Below are 1,884 nucleotides of genomic sequence, written 5' to 3'. Positions count from 1 at the left end.
GCCCGAGATGATCGATATCGGCATGGACACCGGCGTCCTCGCCACCTTCCTCTCCCGCGACCTCGGGCCCATCCTCACCACCCCCCATGCCGACCTCCCCTGGCACCTCAGGCCAGCATGCGAGAGTTGCCCCTTCTTCGCCTCCTGCCGGAGGGAGGCGGAGGAGAAAAACTCAGTCTCTCTCCTCCCCGGCCTGACGGCTGCGGGGCGCCGCTTCCTCCACGAGAGGGCGGGGGTCGAGACCCTCGACGACCTCGACCGCTTCCTCGCGTCCCCCGACGCCGACGACGTGGTCCAGACCTGCGGGTCCCTGCGGGGGAAAGGGGAACGCCTCAGGGCAGAGGCCGGCGCCCTCAGGGAGGGGAAGGTCGTCCCCTTCGGCGGCACCTCCTCCTCCCTGCCGCGGCCCGAAAGTGTCGGCCTCGTCCTCACCCTCGCCTGCGAACCTGCCGGGAAGAAGGTCTATGCGGCGGGCTTCAGGCGCTTCAAGGGGACGGCGGTGTACGGGACGCCGTTCACGGAGTGGACCGCCGTCGCCCGCACCGGGGACGAGTGCACGGTCGTCGTGCAGGAGTTCGTCCGCGCCCTCGCCGCCGAACTGGAGGAGGTCGCCCTCTTCAACGCGGGGAAACCCTTCAACGAACAGAAGTCCCTCCAGACCTATGTCCTCGACGACAGCGAGCGCCGCATCTTCCTGGACGTCCTGAAGGGGTGCGACGACCCCGCCGCCGCCCGCCTCCTCGCCTACTATGGCGGCGGTGGCGAGGCGGCCCACGTCAGGTACCCGGTCGTCGTCCTCTCCCGCGTCCTCACCGAGTGTCTCGCCCTCCCTGTCCCGGTCGCCTGCCGCCTCCCCGACGCCCTCGCCGCACTCCTCGGCCCGGACCACCCTGCCTCCTTCAGGCCCTCCCCTCTCTTCTGGCCGGAGACAGGGAACCTGATGAAGAGCGACGCCGTCTATATGGCGTGGTATGAGGGGAAGACCGAGGCCCTGTCATGGATCGAGGGCGAGGTCCGCCGCCGCCTGCGGGCCGAGGGCGACCTCCTCGAAGCGGTGCGGGAACGCACCGCACCCCACCGCTGGGCCGAACACTTCGCCTTCCCGGCCCCCACCCCCTTCAGGCACCAGGAACTCGCCGACCTCGCCGCCGTCATCAGGGAGGAGACCGCCCTCGCCGCCGCCGAGGCGCGGCGCGTCCGCTCTCTCCCCCTGAAGGAGGCGGGGGACCTCGGCCTCTGCATCAGGGCGGAGTGCCGCGGCGGGAGCGGGTGGGACGTCCTCTCCCCCCTCGACGCCGCCACCCTCCCTGACACCGGCGGCATGCCCAACTACCTCCTCGTCCCTGACACCGCGGAGGGAGTGGAGGCGGCGCGAGCCTTCGACGACACGCCCTACCTCTCGAAAACCGTGCCGCCGGGCGGCGAGGTCAGCTTTGCCGGGATCGTCGAGACAGAGGAGAGACGGGGCCGGGTGACCGGCCTCACCCTCGCCGTCAGGTCGGCACGCGACCAGGGCACCTTCTCGGCAGGCGACCGCGCCCTCCTCTTCCCGCGGGCGACAGACTTCACCTCGTCGGCCGTCCTCTCCGAACTCGAAGACTACGACGCCTCCGACGACAACGACCTCCTCGCCCTCATCAGGGACCCCGGCCGCTTCGCCGTCCCCGTGCCGCCCCTCTGCACCCCCGACCCCGCGGCCCTCGAAGGTCTCACCCCGAGCCAGAGGGCGGCCTTCGCACAGATCATGGCGAACAGGCTGACCCTGGTCTGGGGGCCGCCGGGCACCGGGAAGACCCATTTCCTGGCAGAGACGATCACGACCGCCGCGCGGGCACGCACCCGTCCCCTCCGCATCGCGGTGAGCGCCCTCACCCACGCGGCGAT

1 protein-coding gene is annotated in these 1,884 nt (G+C 71.2%); it reads left to right on the top strand.

Annotated features, from left to right (window positions below; genetic code table 11):
• Window positions 1-1,884 (top strand): AAA domain-containing protein (locus Q0520_RS01610; RefSeq protein WP_342765226.1); only part of this gene is annotated, 1,884 nt, incomplete at both ends.

Source organism: uncultured Methanofollis sp. (assembly GCF_937919355.1).
Taxonomy (GTDB): Archaea; Halobacteriota; Methanomicrobia; order Methanomicrobiales; family Methanofollaceae; genus Methanofollis.
The sequence above is the reverse complement of the archived record's forward strand: the minus strand, read 5'-3'. Positions and strand labels throughout refer to the sequence as shown.